Source organism: Streptomyces sp. NPDC045955 (assembly GCF_056430805.1).
In genome coordinates this window covers 63,857-83,514 of sequence record NZ_JBWKKY010000003.1, presented here as the reverse complement: position 1 = coordinate 83,514, position 19,658 = coordinate 63,857, and the positions used below count along the sequence as shown (strand labels likewise).

The window sequence follows — 19,658 nt, the reverse complement described above, 5'->3', positions numbered from 1 at the left end:
CATGGTCACGCCGCCCGATGTCACCTCGACCCCTGCCACGAAGACTCCGGAACCTCCCGCCGCCCTCGGCGCGGGCCCGCCGCGGATCGTTCCGCGCCGGCACGTCGGCCGGTGGGCGACCGCGGCCGTCGCGCTGCTGCTGTTCGCGATGGTGCTCAACTCCGTCGTCCGCAACGACGCCTTCCAATGGGCCGTGGTCGGCCGGTACTTCACCACCGCCGCCGTACTCGACGGACTGCTGCTCTCCCTGTGGCTGACCGCCGTGGTGATGGTGCTCGGCTTCCTGCTGGGCACCGTGCTCGCGGTGATGCGGCTGTCGGCCAACCCTGTGCTGCGTACGCTGAGTTGGGGCTATGTGTGGATCTTCCGGTCCACACCGCTGCTGGTGCAGCTGCTGTTCTGGTTCAACATCGGCGCCCTGTATCCGACGCTGGGCATCGGCATCCCGTTCGGTCCGCAGTTCCTCACCGTCAAGACGGTCAACCTCCTCGGCCCCACCCTGACCGCAGTCATCGGCCTGACCCTGCACGAGACCGCGTACGCCGCCGAGGTGGTGCGCGGCGGCATCCTCTCCGTGGACGCCGGGCAGACGGAAGCCGCCCAGGCGCTCGGCCTGAGCAGACGCCGCACCCTGCGCCGGATCGTCGTCCCCCAGGCGATGCGCTCCATCGTGCCCACGGCCGGGAACATGCTGATCGGCACCCTCAAGGGCACCAGCATCGTCAGCGTGCTGGCCGTGCACGACCTGCTGTACTCGGTGCAGCTGATCTACAACCAGACCTACCAGGTCATCCCGCTGCTGATGGTCGCCACGCTGTGGTACATCGCGGTCACCACGGTGCTGAGCGCGGGCCAGTTCCACGTCGAGCGGTACTACGCGCGCGGGGACTCCCGCGCCCTGCCGCCGACCCCGCTGCAACGGCTGCGCGGCCAACTGACCGCCGTGCGCCAGCGACTGAGTGCGGCGACCGCTGCCGATGCCCGCCCGGTGATCGGCGGTGACCGGTGAGCAGCACCCCTTCGCCGGCCGTCCTGGTCGTCGTCGGCGCGGGGCCGCGCGCCACAGGCCTGCTGGAGCGGATCGCCGCGAACGCGCCCGAACTGTGGGACAGATCGCGGCAGTTGCGCATCCACTTGGTCGACCCGCACCCGCCCGGCCCGGGACGTGTCTGGCGGCACGAGCAGTCCGCGCTGCTGCGGATGAACTCCATGGCCGAGGACGTCACCATGTTCACCGACGAGTCGTCCACCATCGACGGCCCGGTACGGCCCGGCCCCTCGCTGGCCGAATGGGCCGCCCAGTTCTCCGGCCGGAGCCCGCGTCACGCCCCGTACACCGAGCCCGCCGACCCGGAGGTGCTCGCCGAGCTGCGCACCCTCGCCGGGACGGACTTTCCCACCCGCCGCGCCCAGAGCGCCTACCTGGACTGGGTGTTCCGCAGGACGCTGGCCCAGCTGCCGCCCACCGTCACAGTCGAGTGGCACCCCACCACCGCGACCGCCGTCACCGGCCCCCCGGACGGCCCGCAGCAGGTGCATCTCGCCGATGGTGCCACTCCGCTCACCGCCGACCTGGTGGTCCTGGCCCAGGGACACCTCGGCTCCACTCCCGCCGCCGAGTACCGTGACCACGCCGCCTTCGCCCGCCGGCACGGCCGCTTCCACCTCCCGCCCGAGTTCTCCGCCGACGCCGACCTGTCCGCACTGCGCCCCGGCGAACACGTCATCCTGCGCGGCTTCGGGCTTGCCTTCATCGACCTGATGACCCTGCTCACCGAGGGCCGCGGCGGCACCTACCGCACCGAGCCCGACGGCACCCTCACCTACCTCCCGTCCGGCCAGGAGCCCGTCCTCCACGTCGGATCGCGGCGCGGAGTGCCGTACCACTCCAAGACCCGCTACCGCCTCCAGGGCCCGCGGCCCCCGCTGCCGCGCCACTTCGGCCCCGAGGCCGTCGACGCGCTGCTCGACGAGGGACGCCCGCTGGACCTGCGGCGCGACGTGTGGCCGCTGATGGCCAAGGAGATCGGCTTCGGCCACTACCACGAGCTCTTCCACGCCCACCCCGAGCGCACCACCCTGCCCTGGCCGGACTTCATCGCCGCGTACGACGGCCTGGAGTGGCACGGCGACGACATGGCCGCCCTCGTCGCCGGAGCCGTACCCGACCCAGCGGACAGGCTCGACTTCGAAGCCCTGGACCGTCCGCTGGACGGCCTCGCCTTCCCCACATCGGACGCCTTCCAGGACCACCTGCGCGACCACATCGCTCAGGACGTCACCCGCCGCGAGAACCCGGAGTTCAGCGCCGACCTCGGCGCGTTCCTCGCCCTGCTCTCCGTCTACGGCCAACTGCCCCGCCTCGTCGCCTCCGGTCGTCTCACCGCCCGCTCTGCCGCCGACGACCTCGATGGCTGGTGGCACGGCTTCTTCAGCTTCCTCGCCTCCGGTCCGCCCGGCTTCCGCCTGCGCCAACTCCTCGCGCTGTCCCGGGCCGGCATCGTCCACTTCCTGGGGGCGCGTATCCGCATCGCCACCGACGAGACGAGCGGCACCTTCACCGCGACCAGCCCCACCGTCTCCGGCCACACCACCCACGCCACGGCCCTGATCGAGGCGTACCTGCCGGGTCCCTCCCTGGCCCACACCGAGGACCCACTCCTGCGGGACCTGTATCGGGAAGGCGCACTCGCCGAGGAGGTCATCGCCGACCCCACGCACACCCACCGCTCCGGCCTGCTCGCGGTCTCCCCCACAGACGGCCACGTCATCGACCCGTCCCTCGACAGCCCCCATTCCCGCCGCATCGCCCTCGGCGCCCCCACCAACAGCCGGGCCGTCGCCGCCTTCGCCCGCCCCCGCACCAACGCGCCGGCCTTCCGCCAGAACGACGCGGTCGCCCGCGCGCTGCTGCGCGCCCTGAGCGCCACCGAGGCCAAGACGGCAACGTCTCCGGTGGACGGCCGACCTCTCACAGTGTGAGACCTTCCCTACTTTTCCTATGGAATTACTAGGGAAGCCTTGACTGTGTCCGCCGGGGGCGCACAGGATGATGAACATGTCCCGTAAGCAGCAACGACTCGTTCGTCGTCGGCATGTCGACTTTGGTCACGTCGTCAGTGCCGCCTGCTGCCGCGCGTAAGGCACGCGACTCGCACCTTCGCCCGTGCCGCTCCGCTCCCCCCTTCCCGGGCGATCAGGCGAGTTCACCCACTGCGCCCGATCGCCCCACACACTTCTGAGGGACAACCGCCATGACCACGGCACTTCCAGCCCAGGCCACCCCACACGATCCGCCCCTCTCCGACACACCCCGTCTTCGCCTGGTGGGCGATACCGCTCAGAGAGACGCCCAGGGACACACTTCCGCGCCGCTCGTCGGCTACCTCGTGCTCGTCCCCGAGGGCACCGATCCCGCCGAGCTCTTCGCCAAGGACCGGCCACGGCCCGAGATCCGACCGGTCGCCGCCGCAGGCTCGGCCCCTGTCCGGCGGACGGCAGACGACGTCGTCCGCATCGATCCGGCGCGACATGTCGCCGAGGTCGACGGACGTGAACTCGACCTCACCTACCTGGAGTTCGAGCTCCTGGCGCATCTCGTTCAGCATCCCCACCACGTGCAGACGCGTGATCGGCTGGTGGCCGCCGTATGGGGCTACGACCACGTCGGCGACGGCCGCACCGTGGATGTCCACATCGCCCGCCTGCGCCGCAAGCTGGGCGAGGCTCACCGGGACCGGATCGTCACCGTCCGGCGCGTGGGCTACAAGTACGTGCCCGCGCAGCAGGAGAGCCCCAACGCCGCACGCTGCGGCCGACCTTGAGGAGACGACTTCCATGGGCCCTGCCTCCGCGCCGTCCCGCCCCGCCTCGCCGTCCGACCGAACCGGGCCGGGTCATGCGCACTGGCTGCGCGTGGCCCGCGAGGCGGCGGACGACCTGGCCACGGACACCGTCGCCAGGGAGCAGGCGGGCAAGGCCCCGATCGACGAGGTGTCGCGGCTGCGTGAGGCGGGACTGCTGACGCTCCTGGCGCCGGCCGAATCTCAGGGAGGCGGCGCGGACTGGCCCATGGCCTACGCCGTCGTCCGGGAGATCGCCGCGGCCGACGGCGCGATCGGTCAACTGCTCGGCTGTCACTACTTCCTGTCGGGGAGCGCACGGTTCTTCGCAGGGCCCGCTCTCGCCGCGCGGATAGACGAGCGGTCCGCAGCCGAACAGTGGTGCTGGGGCGGCGGTTTCGCGCGTCAGGAGCCGTCTCTGAAGCTGGCCAGGACCTCCAAGGGACTGGTGCTCGACGGTCGGCAGAGCTACACCACCGGGGTCCTGGTCGCCGATCGCCTCGCCGTGCGCGCCGTGCGGGAGGACACGGGTGAACCACTCGCCGTCGTGGTGGATCCCGCCCGTCGCGGTGTGGCGATCGACGGTGACGCCGACACGTTCGGCCAGCGGCTCGCGGCCGGCGGCAGCGTGGAGTTCGACGACGTACTGGTGGGTACCGAGGACGTGCTCGGCTCCCTGTCCGCGGACGAGGACTTGCTGTCGCCCCTGGCCACCCTGGCAAGCCCGGTCGGGCGTCTGTTCTCCGCCCAGCTCCTTCTCGGCATGGCCGAGGGAGTGCTCGCCGAAGCCCGGGAGTACAGCAGGACGGGCCACGCAGCCTGGCACCCCGCCTGGCCTGCCGGTACCCCGCACGACCCGCAGGTGCAGACCGCCTACGGAGAACTCACCGTCCTCACCCGCTCCGCGTCGGCACTCACCGATCAGGCACTGGAAGCCGTGCGGGGCGGCCTTGAGCGCGGCGAGGACCTCACCTATGACGAGTCCGCGGACATCTCCGCCCTCGTGGCCATGGCCGAAACCGCCGCGGCCAGGGCAGCGCAGGAGTCCACCACCCGCGCCCTCGATATCGTCGGCGCCCGTTCCATCTCCGCGCGGCTGGGCTTCGACCGGTTCTGGCGCAACGCCCGAACCCACACCCTGTACGAGCCCGTGACCCACCGGCTCCGCGATGTCGGGGAGTACTTCCTCAACGGCGCCCACCCTCCGTTCGTCCTGCCCGCCTGATCGGGAGGCGGGGACCCGGAGGCCTGCCGTGACATGGTCGACGGGGCCGGCCGGGCCAGAGAAGACCGACGCGACCCACGGGACCACCATGACCGACGCGGTGAACACGACAGAGAGCGTCCAGGCACCTTCCCTCACCAAGTCCGCCGAGTCCGCCACGTCCCCTGAGGCCGGCACATCCACCGCGCCCACGCCCGGCGCCTCATCATCCCCGGACGCGCGCCGGTCTCCCTCCCTCACGGCCCGTGTCCGCCGTACGGCGCTGCGGACGGTCCGCCGACTGTACGCGTGCACCTGGCCGATCCTGCTCAACACCATCAGCGCGGTCCGCCACGTCGATCCGACCCTGCTGAAGCTGGCGAAGTCGATGGACCCGTCCGCGCCCCGGCTGTTCCAGAGGGTCATCCTGCCGACCTCGGTGCCGGTGATGTTCACCGGTATCCGGCTGGCCGGAGCGGTGTCGATCCTGGTGCTGGTCGCCGCCGAGATGATCGGTGCCAAGGCGGGCCTCGGCTATCTGATCAATGCCTCGCAGTACAACTTCGCGATCCCGCAGATGTACGCGGGCATCATCACGATCTCCGCCATCGGCGTGGTCTTCAACCAGTTCCTGGTGGCCGTGGAACGGCGGCTCAGCTCCTGGCGCGTACCCGCGGGCGGCTGACCCGCACCCGCCCTCTCGTTCTCTCTCCCTCCCCCGCTCACCCAGGTCCCCCTGATCGAGGAACCCCATGACCGCGCCCAGACCCCGTCAGCTGCGTCTCAACGCCTTCCTGATGAACGCGGGCCACCACGACGCCGCCTGGCGGCACCCGCGCACCCAGCCCGAACGCGTCACCGACCTGCGCTACTTCCAGCACCTCGCGCGCACCGCCGAGCGCGGTCTGCTCGACTCCGTCTTCCTCGCCGACGGACTCGCCCTGTGGGGCAAGGTCCGCCACAACGCCCTCGGCGGCCTCGAACCGCTCACCCTGCTGTCGGCCCTGGCGGCGGTCACCGAGCACGTGGGCCTGATCGCCACCGTCTCCACCACCTTCAACGAGCCCTTCCACACCGCCGAAACTGGTCTCGGCGGAACGCTGCATCACCTGCGACAAGTGCATCAAGGTCTGCCCGACCGACGTCTTCGACCGAGGCGAGGACGGCATCCCGGTGCTCGCCCGCCGCGACGACTGCCAAACCTGCTTCCAGTGCGAGGCGAACTGCCCGGCCGACGCCCTGTTCGTCGCGCCCCTGACCCACCCGCTGCCCGACGACCCCACCGCCCGGGACGAGGACCACCTGGACCGTACGGGGCTGCTCGGCAGCTACCGCCGGCACATCGGCTGGGGACGGGGCCGCACACCCGGCGCGCTGCGGGCCATCGGCCCTCCCCTCAGCCCGCCGGGGTCCCAGGGAAGCTCCCCGCCCCTCACCTCCTGACGACCTCCCGACTGATCACCACTCGAAAGGACACCCGCGCATGACCACCAGCACCGGCTTCGACATCCGCAAGATCGGCGGCCGTATCGGCGCCGAAATCCTCGGCGTGGATCTTTCCACCGACCTCGACCCCGCCGTCGTCACCGAGATCAACTCCGCACTCCTGGAACACAAGGCGCTCGTCTTCCGCGACCAGGACCTGGACGACGCGGGCCAGCTCCGCTTCGCCTCCCTCTTCGGTGAGCTGACCACCGCACACCCGACAGTCCCCTCCGTCGATGGCCAGCCGAACATCCTGCCGGTCGACGGTGACGAGGGGATCCGCGCCAACCAGTGGCACACGGACGTCACCTTCGTCCGGACACCCCCGAAGGCGTCCACGCTGCGCAGCATCGTGGTCCCGCCCTACGGCGGCAACACCCTCATCGCCAACTCGGCCGCCGCCTACCGGGACCTGCCCGAACCGCTGCGCGAGCTGGCGGACAAACTGTGGGCGGTGCACACCAACGACTACGACTACGCCGCCCCGAAGAGCGAGAAGGCGGCCGAGCACCGCAGGCGGTTCGTCTCCCGGAAGTACCGCACCGCGCACCCGGTCGTCCGTGTCCATCCGGAGACCGGGGAGCGTGGGCTGTTCGTCGGCGGCTTCGCCCAGAGCATCGTGGGCCTCGGCCCGTCCGACTCCCGCGACCTGCTGCGCATCTTCCAGTCGTACATCACGCGTCCCGAGAACATCGTGCGCGTGGCCTGGACGCCCGGCGACCTCGTCCTGTTCGACAACCGCATCACCCAGCACTACGCCCCCGACGACTACGGCGACCTGCCGCGCCTGCTGCACCGGGTGACCGTCGCGGGCGACGTCCCGGCCGGTGTCGACGGCACTCTCAGCCACGTCATCGAGGGCGACGACGCCGCTCACTACACCCCGGCCGCGGCCTGAGCACCGCGCCCGCCACGCGTGGCCGCCGGGCAGGGGGCTCCGCTCCCGCCCGGCGGCCCGCCGGTGGTGGATACCGGCCGAAGCCTTACGGGATAATGGACGCATGCGGATCTCAGCCAGAGCGGACTACGCGGTACGTGCCGCGCTGCAGCTCGCCGCGTCACGGGATGACGGGCCACTGAAAGCCGAGGCCATCGCCGAGGCCCAGGACATCCCGCACAAGTTCCTCGAGAGCATCCTGAACGACATGCGCCGGGGCGGCCTCGTGCTCAGCCAGCGCGGTGGCAACGGCGGCTACCGGCTGGCCAAACCCGCCGAGTCGATCAGCATCGCCGACGTCATCCGCGTCGTGGAGGGCCCCCTGGTCTCGGTACGCGGGGTCCGCCCGCCCGAGCTGTCCTACACCGGCCCGGCCGAGTCACTGCTCCCGCTGTGGATCGCCCTGCGGTCCAACGTGCGCGAGATCCTTGAGGGCGTGTCGCTCGCCGACGTCGCATCGGCCCAACTGCCCGCCGACGTAGCCGCGCTGACCGACGCCCCGAAAGCCTGGGTAAACCCCTGACACGCTGGGCCATCAGCCAAGCCTCCCAAAGAGCGAGATAGCCGCGCCCATCATATGAACACCCCCTTGGGGCGAACGCCACCTTCTGCCACGATCCGAGTTTCCGGCCCTGTGGGGGTCCCCTCATCCAACTCGATGACGCCGTCCCTGAGGTCGAGGAATTCCACCACCGACACGCCGACGACCGCCGCACTGGCCCGCTGCTCCCGCTCCCGCAGCGGGCCGCACCTCTCCGGCTCCGGCGTGTCGATGCCCGCCTCGCCCCGGGTCGCCCGGACATAGGCGACCTCGCGGCCCGCGTCGGTCCAGGCCACGATCGCCGCCGAACAGCCGTACTCGAGGTCGTCCGGGTGCGCAACGACGGCAGGACCCGTCGGCAGTCGCCGGGCACGGACTGGAGTTGGGTGATCGTCATCTCTGTCACTTCCGCAGACTAGAAGCGTGTCTCAGTCAGTGGCCCGGTCCCGGCCGGAAGGGACTGCTCGTCCTGTCCGTACGGCTGCTAGCGTGAACCACGACCGGCTTCGCGGAGACCACGCGGACCGCGAAGCATCGCTCACCGAGGGGGATCCGGCGATGTCCAGCGGCATTGACGACGTGTCAGCGTTACGAGGCAGTACCACGCCGTCGGCGGGACGGGTGGAGCGGCCGCCCGGCCTCCGGCTGCCCGCGGTGGTGCAGACCCTGCTTTTCGCCCAGTACCGGCACCACCTGTTCCCGGTGATGCGCCGCCGGTACGGGGACGTCTTCACCCTGCGGCTCACCACGCCGACCCGGCACCTGGTGATCCTCAGCCGGCAGGAGGACATCAAGACCGTCTTCGGCGGTCCGGTGGAGACCCTGCACGCGGGAAAGGGCAACGCCATAATGGGGCCCGCCCTCGGCGACCACTCGGTCCTCCTTTTGGACGAGGCCGAACACCGACGGGCCCGCCGCCTTTTGATGCCGGCCTTCACCGGCGCGGCGCTGGCCGGCTACCAGGAGATGGTGACCACCCTGACCAAGGCGGAGGTGGAACGCTGGCCCGAGGGTGTCGTGTTCAGTGTTCACCACAGGATGCAGGCACTCACCCTGGAGGTCATCCTCCAGGTGGTGTTCGGGGTGACCGACGAGGCCCGGCTGGCCAGGCTGCGTCCGCTGGTGCGCGGCATCGCCGACATCGGCCCGGTCACCCTGCTCGGGCTGCCGTACCCGCTGCTGCAGCGCGTCGGGCCGTGGCGTCGGCACATCACCATGCAGCGCCGCCTCGACGCGCTGCTGTACGAGGAGATCGCCGAGCGGCGCCGCTCCCCCGACCTGCACAGCCGCACCGACGTGCTGTCGCGCCTCCTCCAGGTGGCACACAACGAGGAGGGCGGCGCCTTCACCGACGCCGAGCTGCGCGACCAGCTCATCACCCTGCTCCTCGCCGGGCACGAGACGACCGCCACCGGCCTGGCCTGGGCGGTGCACGAACTCGTCAGGAGTCCCGAGCAGATACGCAAGGCGCGGCGCGCCGCCGACGACGGCGACGAGGCGTATCTGACGGCGGTCGCCAAGGAGGGGCTGCGTCTGAAACCCGTCGTCTACGAAGTGGCCCGGCAGCTGACCCGGCCGCTCACCGTCGGCGGCTACCGCATTGCCGCGGGCGCCACGGTGATGCCCGCCATCGGCCTGGTCCAGTCGGACCCCGCGCACCACGACGAGCCGGACGTCTTCCGCCCCGAGCGGTTCCTCGACGGGCAGCCGCCCGCCCACACCTGGATACCGTTCGGCGGCGGCGCACGCCGCTGCCTCGGCGCCGGGTTCGCGCTGCTAGAGGCGGGCGTGGCGCTGCGCGAGATGCTCCTGCGGTACGACATCCGGCCCGACCGGCCCGAACCGGAGAAACAGAAGGCCCACCACGTCACGCTGATTCCCTCGCGGGGCGCGCGTGTCGTGGTGACCCGGCGCCGCTGACCCCCGGCCCGGGGCGGCCACAGGTGTCCGCCCCGGGCCGGGGGTCAGCGCGCGGCTTCCGCCAGCACCTTCAGCCGTCCCGCGAGGTACCGCTCCCGGCAGCGGCCGCGCTGGACCTTGCCGGACGAGGTGCGCGGGATCGCGCCGCGCTCCAGGACGGCCACCGAGTCCGGGGCATGTCCGAGCTGCTCGCGCAGCCGCCGCATGACCCGGCCGGCGAGGTCCCCGGGGTCGCCGTCGAAGTCCTTCGCGGGCTCCACAGCGACGATCATCCGCTCGGTGTCCGGGACCGGGAAGGCGGCGCACGCGGGCCGTACGCCCTGCACGCCGGCCGCGACGTGCTCGTACTCCTCCGGATGGAGGTTGCGGCCCCCCACGATGATCAAGTCCTTGAGGCGGCCGCACACCACCAGGCCCTCGTCGGTGCGGTAGCCGAGGTCGCCGGTGCGCAGCCAGCCGTCACGCAGGACGTCCGCGGTCGCCTGCGGATCCTTCCAGTACCCGCGCATCAGGGCCGGGCCACGGACCCAGATCTCGCCGACCCGGCGGTCGTCGAGGGGTTTGCCGTCCTCGTCCCTGATCTCCACCTCCACGCCCGGCACGGGCGGGCCGCACACCGCGAGGGACCTCGCAGCGGGGTCGCCGACCGGGACGGGGCGGGCGACCCGGTCCCGCTGCAGCCCCTCCCGGGACACGTGCTCCCAGGCCATCGGCACGCCGACCTCGCCGATGGCGACGGCCAGGGTAGCCTCGGCGAGGCCGTACATGGGGGTGACGGCCTCAGGCCTGAGCCCGTAGCGGGCACCTGCCTGCGTGAACCGCTCCAGGGGCGCGGCACGGATCGGCTCCGCGCCGTCCCCGCACACCTCCAGCGCGGACAGGTCGAGGTCCCGGGGCCGTTCGGTCATGCTCTGCGCGGCGAGCCCGTACGCGAAGTTGGGCGCAACCGTGCTGGTTGCCCGGTACGCGGACAGCGCGTCCACCCACGAGTCGGGCCGGGCGAGGAAGTCCTCGGGAGCCTGGAGTACCAGCTTGATCCGGTACGCCATCGCGGACAGCACGGAGATGAGGCCCATGTCGTGGTAAAGCGGCAGCCAGCTCACATGGACGCTGCGGTCCCGCTCCAGCCGGAGCCGCTCGCAGCACACTGCGGCGTTGGTGAGCATCTGCCGGTGGGTGAGGGCGACCGCCCGGGGCAGGCCGGTGGTGCCCGAGGTGAACTGCAGGTACGCCAGGTCGTCCGGACCTGCCGGCGCGGGGCCCTCGATCTCCGTTCGGCCCGCGGCGAGTTCGGCGCACGTCAGAAGGGGCCGGCCGCCGCCGACGCGGCCCGTCACGAAGTCGCCGAACGCGTCGGCGACCACCACGCAGCGCGCGTCGACATGGTCGAGGCGCCGGTCCACCTCGGAGACGAAGTCCGGCAGATCGGCCAGGCGGTGCGGCAGCGGCAGGATCACCGGTACGGCGCCCGCTCGCCACACTCCGAACAGGCTGAGCAGGAAGCCCGGCGAGGTGGACGACAGGATGGCCACCCGGTCCTGGCGTCCCACACCCACCTCCACCAGTCCGGCGGCCACCCGCCGCGCGCCGGACGCCACCACGGCGTACGGCAGCGGCACGGCGGTGAGCCGGCGGTCCACCACGGTGATGCCGCGCGGCGTGGCGGCGGCCAGCTCCAGCGCCTCGGGAACGGTCACCGCTCCGAACATGTCTTCGGGTCGCGGGTGGTCCGCCAAGGGCCGCGGGTGGTCCACGATGTGTTCTCCCCTGTTCGTCATGTGGCGCTCCGCGCCAGCGTGTGCAGTTCCGCGGTGAAGCGGTCGGCCAGGGCGCGGATCGTCGCCTCGGTGTGGAGGTGCCGGCTGTAGGTCCACACCAGCCTCAGCGTGCCGTCCGACACCATGGCCATCAGGTCCAGCGTCCGGCTGCGGTGGCCCGCGTCGCTGCGGTGGTGGCCGAACGACTCCACGATCGGCCGGGCGTCGCCGGTGAAGTACTCGCTGACGTCGCCCCAGTAGTTGAACCCGATCTCGGGCGCCGGTGCCGCCGTCAGTCGGTCCCGCACCTCCGGGTCCGGATGCAGGTACCGCAGCAGGCCGTAGCCGTCGCCCTGGTGGGGCGCCTCCCGGATCTGGTCGCGGACCGACGCCAGGCCGCCGGGGCGCAGCAGCAGCGGCGACAGTGTGGAGAACCGGGCGATGGTGCGGGTGACGTCGAGCGAGCCGAAGGCCCGCCGCCGGCCGTGGCCCTCGACCTCCACCAGCGTCTCGGGCCGGCGCGTCCACGCCGACACGGCCCGTACCAGGGCGGTCAGCAGCACCTCGCGGATCTCGACGCCGTGGGTGCGTGGCAGCCCGGCCGTCACGGCGGCGGCCGTGTCCCCGGTGACCTCGACGAAGTGCCGTACGGCCGAGGCCTGCGTGTTGGGGCCGAGGCGGTGGTCGACCGGCAGCGGGGCCGGAGCGTGGCCGGCGAGCCGGGTCCAGTACGGGATCTCCGCGGCGAGTTCCGCGCTCGCCGCGTGAATCCGCAGCTGCTCGGCGCACTGCGGCAGCGAGGCGGTCTTGGCGGGCAGGACCGGCTGTTCGCCCTGTTCGAGCGCCAGGTACGCGGTACGCAGGTCCTCGTGGAACACCCGGGAGGAGTAGTAGTCCATGACGAGCCAGTGGGCGCTGACGAGAAGCCGGGGCGGGCGGTGCGGGCCGAGGTCGAACTGGGTGAGCTGGACGGTGCGCCCCGTCCGGAGGTCGAGTCCGCCGTTGCGGATCGCGGCGTGGCGGGCGATCTCCGCCTCGATCCGGTCGTCCGGCAGGGCAGCGAGGTCGACGACCGTCACCCGGGAGTCCTCCACCGGTTCGGCGCCGGGCAGCTCCGCGTACCAGCCGTCGTCGTCCCGAGCGAACCGGGCGCGCAGGCCGTCGTGGTGGGCGAGCACCGCGTGGAGGGCGGCGCGGAGCGGGCCGGGGTCCATCGGCCGGTTCAGTTCGAACACCGGCCACATGCCGTTCCAGTGGTGGGCGTCGGCGAAGTCCTGCTCGAAGAACCACAGCTGGCTCGGGGCCAGTCCGGCCCGGCCCGTGACCTCGGCCTGCTCCTGCGGTGCGGCGGCGGGCAGTGCCGTCGCGTGCGCCGCCTGTTCGGCGAGGGTCCGGTGGTCGTAGAAGTCGGTGACGGTCAGCCGCAGTCCCTCCTCGGCAGCCTTGGCGACGGCCCGGACGACGAGGAGGGAGTCGCCGCCGAGGGCGAAGAAGTTGTCGTGGCGGCCGATCCGGTCGACCGGCAGCACCGCCGCCCAGGCGCGGGCGAGTGCCGCCTCCGTGGGCTCCGCCGGCGGTTCGTGGTCCGTGCCGGTGCCCGCGGTGGCCTGGTCGACGGCCGGCAGCGCGCGCCGGTCCAGCTTTCCGTTCGGTCCCATCGGCAGCCGGTCGAGGAGGACCACGACCGAGGGGACCATGTAGGCGGGGAGTTTCGCGGCGAGGTGGCCCCGCAGCTCGTCCTCCGCCACGGTGGCGCCCTCCTCGGGCACGGCGTAGGCGACGAGCCTCCTGCGGTCCTGCGCCACGACCACGGCGGCCCGCACGCCGGGATGGCCACCCAGCACGGCTTCGATCTCGCCGAGCTCGATGCGGTGGCCGCCGATCTTCACCTGGAAGTCGTCCCGGCCGAGCAGTTCGATGGTGCCGTCGGGCAGGTAGCGGCCGAGGTCGCCCGTCCGGTACAGCCGCTCCCCGGTGGTCGGGTGGGTGAGGAACCGCTCCGCGGTGCGGTCCGGGTCGGCCCAGTAGCCCTGGGCGACGCCGGCGCCGCCGATGAACAGCTCACCGGTGACGTGGTCGGGCTTGTCGGTCAGGTCCGCGTCCAGTACGTGGAAGGTCTGGTTCCGCAGCGGGGTGCCGTACGGGATGCTCCGCCACTGCGGGTCGATGCGGTCGATCGGGTGCCAGATCGACCAGATCGCCGCCTCGGTGGCACCGCCGAGGCTGACCAGCCGCGGCGCCTTCGCAGAGACGGCGCGGACCCGGCCGGGCAGGGTGAGGGGGATCCAGTCGCCGCTCAGCAGCGCCGTGCGCAGGGTCGGCGGGAGCGTCGCGCCCTGCCGTTCGCAGTACTCGACCAGCAGCTCCAGCAGCGGCGGGACGCTGTTCCACAGCGTCACCCGGTGCTCGTTCGCCAGCCGCAGCCAGCGGCCCGGGTCGCGGGACTCCTGCGGTGCCGGCAGCACCAGGGCGCCGCCGGCGCCCAGGACGCCGAACACGTCGTACACGGACAGGTCGAAGCTCAGCGAGGACAGGCCGAGGACCCGGTCCTGAGGACCGACGGCGAACCGCTCGTTGACGTCCTGCAGGGTGTTCACCGCGCTGCGGTGACTGATCATCACGCCTTTGGGCCGCCCGGTCGACCCCGAGGTGAAGATGACGTACGCGAGGTCGTCCGGCCCGGTGGCGGCCGGTTCCACCGGCGTGTCCGGTACCTCGGGCCACGGCTCGCCCTCCACCACCAGCGCCGTGACGCCCGGCGGCACCGTCAGCCCGGGCTGGGTGAGCACGATGTCCGCCCGGCCCGCCTCGACGAGCTGCGTCACGCGCTCGAACGGCAGGCCCGCGTCGACCGGCAGATAGGCCGCCCCGGCGCGGAGCACGCCCAGCACGGCGACGACCTGTTCCCAGCCCTTGTGCATCAGGACGGCGACCAGGGTGCCCGGCCGGCCCGCGCCCAGCTCGCGCAGGCGCCGGGCCACCTGGTGGGCGCGGTGGTCCAGTTCGCCGAAGGTCAGTGTCCTCTCGGCGGTGATCACGGCCGGAGCGCCGGGGTCCTCGTCGGCACGCCGGTCGAACGCCGCGTGGAGCAGCTCGTCCGGCAGCCATCCCACGGTGTCGTTCACCGCCGCCCGCACGGCGGCCTGGTCCGGCGGAAGCAGCACGGGCGACGGCTCCTCGCGCTCCGCGGCGGCCTCGACGAGCTCCAGGTAGGCGGCGAACATGTCGTCGAGCAGGCCCTCGGGAAACATCGCCTCCACCGCGTCCCAGCTGATCACCAGGTCGTCGCCGCGCGTCACGACCTGGTTGTCGAGGTACACCTGCGGGGTCTGCGACAGGGCGTAGCCGGTTTCGAAGAGGATGCCCTCCAGCGAGCCGAGGCCGTCCTGCTCGCGCAGCAGCGCGGTGAACACCACGGGCATCCGGGCCTGCGCCGGGTCGCCACGGCGGGCGAGCTCCCGCTGCACCTCGACACCGCTGAACCGGGCATGGGGCAGGTCCTGCAGCAGCCGGCTCTGGAGCCTGGCGGCGGCCGCCGCCAGGTCGGGGGCGCCGGTCAGGTCGCAGTCCAGCAGGACGGTGCTGGTGAAGTCGCCGATGATCCGGTCGATGTCGGGATGGACGCGGGGGCGGTCGGCCAGGGTCAGGTTGAGGGTGAAGCGGGAGCTGCGGCTCCAGGTGCGCAGCACCTGCGCGTAGGCGGCGCACAGGAGCACCGACGGCGTGACGCCCAGGGCGTTCGCGCGCTCCCGGAGCCGGCGCCACACGCGGCCGGACAGCCGCCGCTCCCTGCGGACGAACACCGGCGGCCCGTCGTCGGTGACGGCCCGCACGGGCAGTTCGGGCGCCGGGGGCAGGGTGTCGAGCCGGTCGAGCCAGTAGCCGCGGGCCCGGTCGTGGCCGGGCTCGCGGCGGTACGCGGTGAGGGCTTCGACGTGGTCGCGGAAGGTCAGTTCGGGGGCGGACCCGGCGGAGGCGGGGTCGAGGATCAGCCGAATCCACTCGGCCATCAGGATCTGGATACTGCCGGCGTCGGCGAACAGCAGGTCGATGCTCACATGGAGGCGAAGGCGTCCGCCGGGCAGGCGGTGCGTGCGTATGTCGTACAGCGGCCAGGTGTGCGGGTCGAACACCTGGCCGCTCATCTCGTCGCGGGTCTCCCGCAGCCGACATAGCAACTCGTCGTCCGTGAGACCGCTGCGGTCCCCGTGGCGGACGCGGTAGTACGGGACTTCGGGCGCCATCCGCTGCCGGCCGTCCGGGAGAAGCGTGGCCCGCAGCATGCCGTGGCGGACGACGAGCAGGTTGAACGCCTCCTCGACGCGGTCGTGTTCGGCCGCGAAAAGGTCCACTTCGACGTAGAAGTGCGCGGAGCGGCCACCCAGCTCGAAGTCGCGGCTGCCCAGCCAGTACGCCTGCTGGATCTCGGTGAGCGGAAAGGGCTCGTGGGCACGCTCCGGGGCCGGGACGAGCGGTGGCAAGGGGGACGTGCCGGTGCGGTGGTTGCGTACGGCCTCGGCGACCGTCTCCAGCGTGCACCGGCCGAAGAAGATCTCCAGCGGCACGTCGGCTCCGTACGCCGCGTCGAGCGCGGACTTCAGGGCGACGGCCCCGAGCGAGTCGAGGAACAGCGGCTCCCCCGGATCCAGCGTCCGGTCGTACCCGGGGTCGATCGCGGTGAGCAGGTCGCGTGCCCGGGTCAGGATCTCGTCCCGGTCGGGAAGAACGGTAGTGGCGGAAACGGAATTCTCGGACATCACAGTACCCCCGTGGTCTCCGGCTGGTCGGTCCGGCGGATCGCGCTGACGTCAATCGCGTTCGTGCTCGTGGTCGCTTGCGCCTGGTCGCTGGCGTGGATGTGCCTGCGCGTCGGCAACCCTGCGCAGATAGGCGTGGACGCCCCCGGTGCGGGCGATCCATGAGGTCAGCCGGGGAGAGACGGCGCTCACCACGTCCGCGATCCGCTCCAGGACCGGAGCCACGGTGATCTCGACCTTGTCCTTCCGTACGCAGGTCAGCACGGCGCGCGCCACGTCGTCCGGGGTCACCCGGCCGAGGAGCGGCGGGCGCCGGCCCCCCTGCCAGCCCGCCGAGATGCCCACGTCCGCGATGAGCGTGGGGTACACCGCGGACACGCTCACGCCGGTTCCGCGCAACTCCTCGCGCAGGGACCAGGTGAAACCGACCAGGCCGTGCTTGGCGGAGGAGTTGACGGTGGCGTACGGGTAGGCCGTACGCCCGCCGACCGAGCCGATGTTGACGATGTGTCCGCGGCCGGCGGCCAGCATGTCGGGCAGGACGAGGCGGGTCATGGCCTCCGCGCCGAACAGGTTCACCAGCAGGATCTTCCTGAGGGTCTCGACGGGCACGTCCTGGAACCGGCTGACATGTTCGACGGCGGCGTTGTTCACCAGCAGTGCCGGCGGTCCCAGCTCTTGGCGGACTCTCTCGACGACACTTTTTTGCGCGTCCTCGTCGGACACGTCGGCCGGCACCACCAGCGGCTGAGGTCCCTCTCGCCGCCCGAGGTCCCGGGCGGTCGCCCGCAGGTCCTCCTCGGACCGGGCGACGAGCGCCAGCCGTACCCCGGCCGCCGCCAGATGGCGGGCGATGTACGGGCCGACGCCGCGCGAGGCCCCGGTGACGATCCCCACGGCACCCTTCAGTTCACGCACGCGCCTCTCCCTCACGAGACGCTGCGGAGACCGGTAGCCTCCCCGCTGTCACGACGGTCACCGTCCGGACGCCCGCGTCGTCGTCCGGGTCGCCCGCGTCGCCTCGGGCCTGGCGGCGCGACGGCCGCAGAGGACCTGGATCACGACCGCCGCGGCGCACAGCGCCGCCCCGGTCAACGGCACGTCGCCCACCCCCGCGTGGTCGATCACCGCGCCGCCGACGACCCCGGACAGCCCGATGCCCAGGTACAGGGCCGACGCGTTGAGCGCCAGCAGCAGACCACCCGCCTCCGGCGACAGTTCGAGCAGCCGCCGCTGCACCGGCGGGTTGAACGCCCAACTGGACACGCCCCACGCGAAGAGCAGCGCCGCCGCGAACGCCGTGCTCCGCGCCACCGACAGGCTTGCCAGCGCCACGACACTCCCGCAGACCGCGACCAGCAGGGGCACCCGGTAGCCGAACCGGTCGGCCGCGACACCGCCGACCACATTGCCGAGCGCGCCGCCGATGCCGTACCCGAACAGCAGCAGGCTCAAGCCGGTGCCGTGCGCACCGACACGGTCGGCGAGCACTGGCGCCGCGTAGGTGTAGACGGTGAACACCCCGAGGCTGGCGGCCAGCGTGATCCCCAGCACGGCCACCACCCGCGTGTCCGCCGCGACCGCGACCCGCTCCCGCAGCGTCACCCTCGGTGGCGCCGCGACCTCGGGTACCGCCAGGGCCACGGCCACCGCGGCGAGCACGCAGACCGCGGCGACCAGCCAGAAGACACCCCGGTAGCCGAGCGGCCCCGCCAGGAGCGACCCGGCGGGCACTCCGACGATCGTCGCCGTCACCAGCCCTCCGAACACCCACGCCGCGGCGCGCGCCCTGCGCTCGGGCCCGCTCAGCTCGGCGGCGGCCGCGGTGGCGGCCGGGGTGAACACCGCGGCGCCCACGGCCGTGACGATCCGTGCGACCAGCAGCACGCCGAAGCCGGGGGCCTCGGCCGCCAGCGCGTTGCCGACCGCGGACACGATCAGCGCGGCGACGATGAGCCGCCGTCGGCGCCACCCGCCCAGCGCCACGGCGAGCAGCGGCGAACCCGCCGCGTATGCAACGGCGAAGAACGTGGTCAGCAGCCCGGCCGTGGACAAGGAGACGGAAAGCTCCGAACTCAGCTCGGGAAGCACACCGGTGACGATGTATCCGCTCGTCCCCACCGCGAACGCCCCGAGCGCGAGTGTAGAGATCCTGCCCAACACGAAAGGAACCCCCTGCGCGCCCCGATGGTCAAGGTCGGACGTGGTCATGGAACGCGTCGTCAGAGCGCACCCGACGCGGCGCCGTCAACCACCCTCCCACACCATCAAGTTACGGACCAACGGCCGTTCCGAGCCAAGATCTGTCGCCCAGATGAAGTGGCTCTCTTATCTGTCCGAAACTCCACCTGCTCGAAAGTCGGCCATGGATTGGCCGAAAAGGCCTGATTTCTCAGTCTGTTGATGCAAACGGGGCGAGCACGAGTACGATCTCCATCGATCATGTGTCGTTGGCACTATCGACGGGACCTCGACCATCCTGTCCTTTTCCGCCACAACGGATTGAGCTGCCGGCGTCGGCGCGCGAAACATGCGCGGCCGCCGGTTTCGCGGACACAATCAGGGGAGAATTTCGTGTCTCACATGCGCAAGATCGTCATTGCGGCTACCGCCATATCGCTGACCTGTGTCACGGTCACCGCGAGCGCCTCGGCCGACTCGGGCAAGGCCACCGTGGCGGAGACGAAGTCCGCTGCGGCCGCCGGAATCACCGGCACCTGGTACAACCAGCTCGGCTCGACCTTCACCGTCACCGCCACCTCGGACGGCGGGCTCACCGGCACCTACGAGTCGACCGTCGGCAACGCCGAGAACCGCTACGTGATCACCGGCCGGTACGACTCCGCGGCCGCCACGGACGGCAGTGGTACGGCTCTGGGCTGGACCGTCGCCTGGCGCAACAGTTACCGCAACGCCCACTCCGCGACGTCGTGGAGCGGCCAGTACTTCGGTGGCAGCACCGAGCGGATCGCCACCCAGTGGCTGCTGACCTCGGGTACCACCACCGCGAACGAGTGGAAGTCCACGCTGGTCGGCCACGACGTGTTCACCAAGACCAAGCCGTCGGCCGCCTCCATCGCCGCGGCTCGCAAGGCCGGTGTGAACAGCGGCGTGCCCTTCGCCCAGAAGTGACGCGCTGAGCCACCCGGAGGACCACCACGGGGCGCCCCAAGGGACTGGATTCCCTTGGGGCGCCCCGCCCTCGTGCCGGTCTC

Annotated in this window: 13 protein-coding genes and 3 pseudogenes; 11 read left to right on the top strand and 5 right to left on the bottom strand. The window is 71.9% G+C overall.

Annotated features, from left to right (window positions below):
- The first annotated feature begins 1 nt into the window (after position 1).
- The 9 genes and pseudogenes from AC07F0_RS06785 to AC07F0_RS06745 all read left to right on the top strand — a co-directional run bounded on the left by AC07F0_RS06785 (position 2) and on the right by AC07F0_RS06745 (position 7,991).
- Positions 2–1,009, top strand: coding sequence for an amino acid ABC transporter permease (locus tag AC07F0_RS06785; RefSeq protein ID WP_478975180.1), 1,008 nt, complete (start codon positions 2–4; stop codon positions 1,007–1,009).
- Entirely contained in the window at positions 1,006–2,982 is a 1,977-nt protein-coding gene (locus AC07F0_RS06780; RefSeq protein ID WP_478975177.1) for an FAD/NAD(P)-binding protein, read from the top strand. The genes AC07F0_RS06785 and AC07F0_RS06780 overlap by 4 nt, the downstream gene beginning before the upstream one ends.
- A 272-nt stretch (positions 2,983–3,254) precedes the next feature.
- Positions 3,255–3,824 (top strand): winged helix-turn-helix domain-containing protein, encoded by a 570-nt coding sequence (locus tag AC07F0_RS06775; protein ID WP_478975175.1) that lies wholly within the window; start codon positions 3,255–3,257, stop codon positions 3,822–3,824.
- Positions 3,825–3,837: 13 nt separating this feature from the next.
- Positions 3,838–5,067: an acyl-CoA dehydrogenase family protein gene (locus AC07F0_RS06770; RefSeq protein WP_478975172.1), complete on the top strand. Its 1,230-nt coding sequence runs from the start codon at positions 3,838–3,840 to the stop codon at positions 5,065–5,067.
- Between the two features lie 280 nt (positions 5,068–5,347).
- A pseudogene (locus AC07F0_RS06765) lies at positions 5,348–5,731 on the top strand (ABC transporter permease); the annotation flags it as partial.
- A gap of 67 nt (positions 5,732–5,798) precedes the next feature.
- Positions 5,799–6,074: pseudogene (locus AC07F0_RS06760) on the top strand (LLM class flavin-dependent oxidoreductase); the annotation flags it as partial.
- A 55-nt stretch (positions 6,075–6,129) separates the two neighbouring features.
- Complete coding sequence (locus AC07F0_RS06755) at positions 6,130–6,489, top strand: 4Fe-4S dicluster domain-containing protein (protein ID WP_478976221.1); 360 nt, start codon at positions 6,130–6,132, stop codon at positions 6,487–6,489.
- 40 nt (positions 6,490–6,529) lie between these two features.
- A complete protein-coding gene (locus tag AC07F0_RS06750; protein WP_478975170.1) occupies positions 6,530–7,429 on the top strand; it encodes a TauD/TfdA dioxygenase family protein in 900 nt (299 codons plus the stop codon).
- Positions 7,430–7,532: 103 nt separating this feature from the next.
- Positions 7,533–7,991 carry an RrF2 family transcriptional regulator gene (locus AC07F0_RS06745; protein WP_436729319.1) on the top strand — a complete coding sequence of 153 codons (459 nt, stop codon included), beginning with the start codon at positions 7,533–7,535 and terminating at the stop codon, positions 7,989–7,991.
- A gap of 131 nt (positions 7,992–8,122) precedes the next feature.
- Here the strand turns inward: AC07F0_RS06745 and AC07F0_RS06740 are convergent.
- Positions 8,123–8,406: pseudogene (locus AC07F0_RS06740) on the bottom strand (PIG-L deacetylase family protein); the annotation flags it as partial.
- 161 nt (positions 8,407–8,567) lie between these two features.
- Here AC07F0_RS06740 and AC07F0_RS06735 point away from each other — a divergent pair.
- A complete protein-coding gene (locus AC07F0_RS06735) occupies positions 8,568–9,929 on the top strand; it encodes a cytochrome P450 (protein ID WP_478975167.1) in 1,362 nt (453 codons plus the stop codon).
- 44 nt (positions 9,930–9,973) lie between these two features.
- Here AC07F0_RS06735 and AC07F0_RS06730 read toward each other — a convergent pair whose 3' ends face one another.
- The 4 genes from AC07F0_RS06730 to AC07F0_RS06715 all read right to left on the bottom strand — a co-directional run bounded on the left by AC07F0_RS06730 (position 9,974) and on the right by AC07F0_RS06715 (position 18,603).
- Positions 9,974–11,626 (bottom strand): AMP-binding protein, encoded by a 1,653-nt coding sequence (locus tag AC07F0_RS06730; RefSeq protein WP_478975164.1) that lies wholly within the window; start codon positions 11,624–11,626, stop codon positions 9,974–9,976.
- Between the two features lie 77 nt (positions 11,627–11,703).
- Entirely contained in the window at positions 11,704–16,443 is a 4,740-nt protein-coding gene (locus tag AC07F0_RS06725; RefSeq protein WP_478975161.1) for an amino acid adenylation domain-containing protein, read from the bottom strand.
- 51 nt (positions 16,444–16,494) lie between these two features.
- On the bottom strand, positions 16,495–17,361 hold the full coding sequence (locus AC07F0_RS06720) for an SDR family NAD(P)-dependent oxidoreductase (RefSeq protein ID WP_478975158.1): 867 nt from the start codon (positions 17,359–17,361) through the stop codon (positions 16,495–16,497).
- A 57-nt stretch (positions 17,362–17,418) separates the two neighbouring features.
- Positions 17,419–18,603 carry an MFS transporter gene (locus tag AC07F0_RS06715; protein ID WP_478975156.1) on the bottom strand — a complete coding sequence of 395 codons (1,185 nt, stop codon included), beginning with the start codon at positions 18,601–18,603 and terminating at the stop codon, positions 17,419–17,421.
- 423 nt (positions 18,604–19,026) lie between these two features.
- Here AC07F0_RS06715 and AC07F0_RS06710 point away from each other — a divergent pair, with 423 nt between their 5' ends.
- Positions 19,027–19,575, top strand: a complete 549-nt coding sequence (locus tag AC07F0_RS06710) for a streptavidin (protein WP_478976218.1) — start codon at positions 19,027–19,029, stop codon at positions 19,573–19,575.
- The last annotated feature ends 83 nt before the right edge of the window (positions 19,576–19,658 follow it).